Source organism: Desmospora activa DSM 45169 (assembly GCF_003046315.1).
Lineage (GTDB): Bacteria > Bacillota > Bacilli > Thermoactinomycetales > DSM-45169 > Desmospora > Desmospora activa.
In genome coordinates this window covers 26032-32422 of record NZ_PZZP01000005.1, presented here as the reverse complement: position 1 = coordinate 32422, position 6391 = coordinate 26032, and the positions used below count along the sequence as shown (strand labels likewise).

Sequence of the window (6391 nt, the reverse complement as noted above, 5' to 3'; positions counted from 1 at the left end):
CGCGATATATTAGAAAGGTTAATGAATCGGTATGATTGTCGATTGGACGAACTTTTGATAGTTGAAAAGGAAACAGATTAAAAAACCAGCTTCCTGTACATAAGGAAGCTGGTTTTTTAAATAAATTTGTACGGCGACCCATAAACACAGCACCAGCCCCAGAAATTCGGCTTCTGGGGCTGGTTTATTTTCGTTCGAAGGGTCTAGGTACCCTGCTATTTCCGCATCCCTCACCGATCAGGGGTTGGAGGTTCATGACAAGCTGATTGGACGGCTATTTAACCGCGGGGAACACACCCACAAGGAACAATTCCAGCGGGATGGGAAGATGATCAATGAGAAGGTACGCCTGTATGCGGAAGTAGGCAAGGCGCTCATCTCCGCCCGGGACGCCCCTCATGTGATTGACGGCCTTCTCTATCACGAAACGGAGCTGCAAATTGAGGAGCATTACACGGACACTGCCGGATATACGGATCATGTTTTTGCTATGTGCCACCTGTTGGGCTTCCGATTTGCTCCGCGGATTCGGGATCTGGGGGACAAGCGAATGTATACCTTCGGCAAGCCGACAGAATACCCGGACCTGGCTTCCCTGGTGGGTGGCCGGATCAATGTCAAGAAGATCCGGGACCATTGGGATGACATCCTCCGCCTGGCCACTTCCACCAAACGCGGGTGACAGCTTCGCTCATGCTGCGTAAGCTGGGAGCTTATCCGCGGCAAAACGGTTTAGCCTGGGGGCTGCGGGAGATCGGCCGGATTGAGAAGACGCTGTTCACCCTGGAATGGTTGCAAAGTCCGGAATTGCGACGCCGGGTTCAGGTAGGCCTAAACAAGGGGGAGGCGAAAAACGCTCTTGCCCGGGCGGTTTTCTTCAACCGGCTGGGTGAGGTTCGGGACCGGTCCTATGAGGATCAGCTGTACCGTGCCAGTGGGCTCCACCTGGTGGTAGCAGCTATTGTGTTATGGAATACAGTCTATCTTTCCCGGGCCGTGGATACCCTCCAAGCCCGCGGAATGGAAATCCCAGAAGATTATCTGCAGCACCTTTCTCCTCTAGGGTGGGAACACATTACCCTTACCGGCGATTACGTTTGGAACCTCAAACAGCGGATCGATATCAACAATCCGCGACCGTTGCGGGAAAAGATTGTTCTTGTGAAAGGTGCTGCAGGTAAGCGGTAGAACTTTTCTACCTGTAAATTGTATATTTTCCAATTATACCGGAAGGTTTGAGGGAAGAAAAATCGCAGGGGATGTTGATTATATTCAGGTGGATATAAAACGTCCTGAGAGATACGCTAAGAGGATCAGAGCGAGGGATCTTAGTTAAGGAACTATCAAAAAAAGCCGACTTCCTTAACGTACAAGAAGTCGGTTTTTTTATGTCCAAAAGGTGTCTTAGAGTACACTTTACCCGAAATGGTACGGTGACCCCATTAACTACGATTCAAATTACACTGTAATCCTTTATTTACTAACTTTTTGAATATCATTCCTCTTACTACCGAACAGTGAAAAAATTCCTTTCGGGATACTCCATTTTTATCGGGTTTTCTGTCTGAATCTCATCAATCCGGTTAGGGTATTGCGTGGTCATAATCACTTGTACTCGGGGATGATTAAAAAGTGGTGATAATAAGACGGCTTCTTCGGGCAACGCATCAATAAACATAATAACCGGGTTGATGCTTGTATCGGCAATATGGATCAGTTTCGAAATTAATTTTTGTGGATCTTGGGGCCATATCTGTTTTGTCGCTCCTTCCAATGAATAATCGGCATGGGCTTGGTCCGGAACGAAAATAAGCTGATATTTTTCGGGTAGACTCTGAATCTCCTCAAATTTGCGGTGAAGTTGAATCGTTTTCCCTACACCACAGCGTCCTATATAGGCAATGTGTTTAGCCTCCATTATCTATCCGCTCCTCTATTTTCTTTCTTGATCTTTCAGGAGTCACATTATATTTCCACTTTATCAGAAAAAATGAATACATTCATAAAAAATGTCCTATCTCTTACCCAATCCCATTCGCCAAGCCATTAATGCGACAGCGCTTTCCGATCGACCCAACTCTTTCCCTATTTTTTTATTGGTATGCTGCTTATAGTTGTTTTTGAGATATTCCTTTTCCTCTTCCGTCCATCGCCTGCGCTTCGATGGTTTCCACCCTTTTGATAACCCAAGCTCATAACATCGATTATATGTAGCTTTCTTCCCCCGCTTTAGGTGCTGTGCCATCTTTTGGGTAGACAGTTTCCCGAAATTTTGGCGCAGATACTCATCTTCCTCTGGCCTCCACCTGCCTCGGTGAATCATGGAAAACCACTCCAATTACAGTTATTTCCTCTATGCTTCCATTTTATTACTTTTTCTAAAATTATCAGAATACTATATTCAATTTCGACAAATGGTAGAAGGTGGGAGGGAGCACCCCCACCGGTGGCCCGCTAGGGGCACCAAGGTTCCCTCGGGAGAGGGGACGACCGAAGCGAACGACGGGAGCGCGAAAGGCGAAACCGAGAGAGCGAAGGGAGAAGCCCTCTCCCGAGGGAACAAGTCAGACGCCTGTAAGGTGTTTCTGACTCCAGTAAGATCAAGGGGTCCGGCCTATATACTGAATATTCTTATACCGAAATGAAGAACGATTATTATACCGATGTTTAGTTCGATTTTTAAACCGTAATATACAACGGTAATGAAAACAACCAAATCTAAGCGGAAACCAAGCTGTTATATTCCATCAAAAAAGTCGTTTCTTCACCGGATAAAAAGAAGTACATCTCAGGCTTTTGCTGATAATCCTTGAATCGTGGATGTACTTTTACCTGTTTCCACTGTTGCTCTAAATACTCCAAACGAGAGCGCTCATGTGTCACCCAAACGACGGGGCTATGGAGTCCAGTTTCTCGGGGGATTGGGTTAAAGGTTTCGATATAATTCCGGTATTTACCTCGAAGTTTCTCCCCCCATTCGCTAATGTTATCAAACTCAAGCCAAAATACCTGACCGTTCCAACAAACCTTGGCATCCGGGTGGATAATCTTCTTCATTTCCTCCCTCTTTTTCCTCTCGTCCCGCTTCCATTCCTCCCAGCGCCCCATCTCCCAAATATAGATTAAATCTTGGGCAGCCTCATTCGTATTTCGCCATTCTAACCCTTCGATCTGCTTTTCTACTTGTTCTTTTCGTTTGGCTTCGATCAGACGTACCAGGATGTCATTTAAACCGGCAAAATGTTCATCTTGGGTGCCGGTATGCTCTACGTATTCCAATTTTTCTTCTCGGTACTCCATCGCCCTTTCCCAAGCCACCGGACCAAGAGAGTACATCCGGGGGATCTTATTATTCCCCCGGCGGGATCGAATCCCAAGACCATGCCCTCTCTTCACTTGTTTCCCCACTTGTACTCCCCTTTTTTGCGCCGCTTCTTGATTGATCTGTTCAATGATCTTCTCGATGTTCCGAACCGACTTTGCACAGAGCTTTGCCAATTGGTAGCGATTAGCCGTCCGTAACTCATACAGGACCATGATTAGTTTGTCCTTTACCGGCATAGTCGGGTGATTGATCCAATTGATGACACTCATCGGGTCACTCTCCTTTCGGAAGGGAAAAAGTAGTCGGTGCCTTTGACTCCGGTTTCGAATCTTCCTCGGGCTTCGGTATGTCAAACTGTCCAATTGTCTTTCCTGTTTTCGGTTCTTTCTCCCCCCACAAGCTCTCCAGGTAGTCGTTGATCTGTTGATTTACTTCTGAAATAGGGGTACAATCCCGTTTCTGCAATGGACGGGCTAATTCTTGATCTGCCCAGGCAAATGCTTTATTTTTCTCTCGGTCAATCCGTTCCACGTCTTCGCCAAAATAAGTGGGCTCCCCATCTTCCCCAAACACATAAGGTGGATCAGTCCGAACCAATAGCGGCTGTTTCTCTCCCTTACTGTTTTCCACGTACAAAGCGGCCTGGAAGGATTTTAGATTTTGGATATCGCGGGGTTCAAAGCTCCGTCCAGCCTTTTTACAGGCTTTATCTGCATGCCCTTCGTCTTCTTGCTTAAAGGCGATCTTCGTACCAACCAAGCCCAAGGCGTCCGAAAGCAAGGAATCTTCATATTGCCCATAGTGCTGGGTGCAAAGGTACAACGGCAAGCCGAAATCCCGCAACACTTCCAGCATTTCGGACAACACCGGAAGTTGTACCATATGGGCTTCATCAATAAACAAGGGATGGTTTCGCTGCTTGTATTTACGGTGCTGTGCCATCTGCCAGTATTGATTCGCGATGTACCCCATCGTTAGCCGCATGATTTCCGGCGGAAGGTGCTGACAATTAAACAGCACTACATGTCCCTCGTCCAACCACTCCAGTATGTTCAGGTTGTTCTCAAACTGTCCAAACATTCGTCTGGCGATCGGATTTTTGTTTAAGCGAACCAACCGGTTTCGCACCACTTCGGTATCCTTCCCGCCAAACTTCTCTCTGCTGATTTCTTTGGCTAATGCCTTCTTGGTTGTATCATTGGAGGCCGCAAATTGTTTTACCAAACGATCCCGTAAGGGGCTGTCTTTATCCAGAAATTCGCTAACACCCAAGATTGTATGTTTTTGCTTACTATCCAGTAACAACGCTTCCAGAGCCAAGCGGCCGTATTTATCCAATAAGACAGGGTCAGTCTTTCCGGCGTAAGCGTTCCGTAAGACGGCCAGAGTGTCATCGATCACATCCTCGACCGTTTGCCACGGGTGTCGATGCAAGAGGTTCAACCCCAAAGCGAACTCGGAGGACGCGATATCAATGATATGCAGCCGGTCCCGATGAACTGTTTTTCCAGCTTTCTCATCCTTGAGAATACGCGTCTTCATCGTTTGTACAAGCGTCCCTTTGGGGTCCATACCGCTGAAACCACCCTTGTAAGGGTTTTGATACCACTCTTCCAACAAGGATTGCATCATCATGATCAATAGCGCCGATTTCCCTGATCCGATGTCCCCCACAACCGAACCCATCTTACGGATGATGTTCTGCCCAATTCGAATGATGCGGTCTCTGTTGATCGGATGATCCACATACGCAATCCCGATCCCCTGCTGATATTCCCCTTGGGCTGGCATCTTCTGGCCTTTTCCAACATGCGTAATGCTGTCAAAAACGTGGTTTTCATCCCGTTCTTCCTGCTCTTTCGTCGGTCCTTTCGGGATATGCACCAGGTTCCCCACTTCTGAATGAGTCAAGAGCATGCGAGGAAAGATTGGTAGCGGCATCGGGTTAATTTGGCGGACCGGGTTCAGTTTTTTAAAGACGGAGCGGAGGCGTCGAGCATAAATGAAGTTATCAAACTCCATGGTGCTCTCGACTTGCGATTTCACATCCTCATAGATAGCCTCACTCATGATATCTTCGGGATCTTCAGGAGGTTGAACCAAAAGATAAAGAGCGACCTCAAATCCCTTTTCTCGCCCGTTGTGCTGCTCAAACAGCGATTTGTATTGTGCCCGCTCCGTTGGATCAAGGTCAGATTGGTTCTTTTTCGGATGATTCGTTTCCAGCCGGAAGATGCTGATTAGTTCCTCTTCGGAAAGGCCCAAGCTTTTTAATCCCTGTTTCACTCGCTTTTTCAGCGGTCGTTTCGACTTTTCCGCACTATACCGCAAATCCACCCACGTACCCGGCTCTAAATGAGTAAGAACACTGTTTAACAGCTTGGGGTTGAGCGGCTGCAGTGGCAAACCGGCGCGATCATCCTCTGTATTCAAACGAAAATATCCGCCGGTTCCTTGGGTTGTTTTGGGAAGAGGCAATTGATCATGCGGAACCGGAAACCGTTCGGCATTGGGGAAGTGATCCTGGAAGCATTTTTTTACCCCGTTCTCCTTATCCTGCGGATATCCGATATAAAACTGGATCTCTCTTGTTTCAGGGTGACAATGAATCAGCCACCGATACCACTCCCGCCCACGGGTAATCCGCTTGTACCAAACCCGATGTCTTTTATGTAGGTCTTTTGTAAAGGCATCTACTTTCTCCGCTGAAGCGGTCGTTTTCCGATGGGGGACGATCCGGTAGTACCGGACTTCTTTTCCGGCCCGTCGATAATGATAAACCCGAAGACCAATAAATCCGATCGCCGCCACTCCTGCTATCATGAGGAGTGCAATAATGACGTTAAGTACCCCTTCCCCTACAGTGGTTGCCGGACCGGCAACCCTTCCCCAAAGTTGTCCCCATACTGTAGCCGCCTTCTGAGGGAATAAAAAGATCCACACCAGCCCTGCAATCGGTATCCCATAGATGACGAATTGGCCCAGTTGGGCCATTTCAGCATCTCCTTTATTGTCGGACTTAAACAAGTTCTTCAGAATCTCATCCAGCATAAAATCCCTCCTTTA

Annotated in this window: 3 protein-coding genes and 1 pseudogene; 1 reads left to right on the top strand and 3 read right to left on the bottom strand. The window is 47.5% G+C overall.

All coding sequences use genetic code 11. The features are described from left to right. Positions 1 to 376: 376 nt before the first annotated feature. Positions 377 to 1188: pseudogene (locus tag C8J48_RS18145) on the top strand (Tn3 family transposase); the annotation flags it as partial. 319 nt (positions 1189 to 1507) lie between these two features. On the opposite strand, the gene C8J48_RS18140 reads toward C8J48_RS18145, so the two are convergent. The 3 genes from C8J48_RS18140 to C8J48_RS18120 form a co-directional block, all read right to left on the bottom strand. Next, positions 1508 to 1918, bottom strand: a complete 411-nt coding sequence (locus tag C8J48_RS18140) for a hypothetical protein (protein ID WP_107728672.1) — start codon at positions 1916 to 1918, stop codon at positions 1508 to 1510. 800 nt (positions 1919 to 2718) lie between these two features. After that, a complete protein-coding gene (locus tag C8J48_RS18125) occupies positions 2719 to 3594 on the bottom strand; it encodes a replication-relaxation family protein (protein WP_107728669.1) in 876 nt (291 codons plus the stop codon). A gap of 4 nt (positions 3595 to 3598) precedes the next feature. Continuing rightward, the gene (locus C8J48_RS18120; protein ID WP_107728668.1) at positions 3599 to 6376 is read right to left on the bottom strand and encodes a type IV secretory system conjugative DNA transfer family protein; all 2778 of its coding nucleotides are present in this window, start codon (positions 6374 to 6376) and stop codon (positions 3599 to 3601) included. Positions 6377 to 6391 lie beyond the last annotated feature (15 nt).

Coding starts and splice junctions, on each gene's coding strand:
- C8J48_RS18140 (WP_107728672.1), bottom strand. CDS start 1,918: ATGGAGGCTAAACACATTGCCTATATAGGACGCTGTGGTGTAGGGAAA.
- C8J48_RS18125 (WP_107728669.1), bottom strand. CDS start 3,594: ATGAGTGTCATCAATTGGATCAATCACCCGACTATGCCGGTAAAGGAC.
- C8J48_RS18120 (WP_107728668.1), bottom strand. CDS start 6,376: ATGCTGGATGAGATTCTGAAGAACTTGTTTAAGTCCGACAATAAAGGA.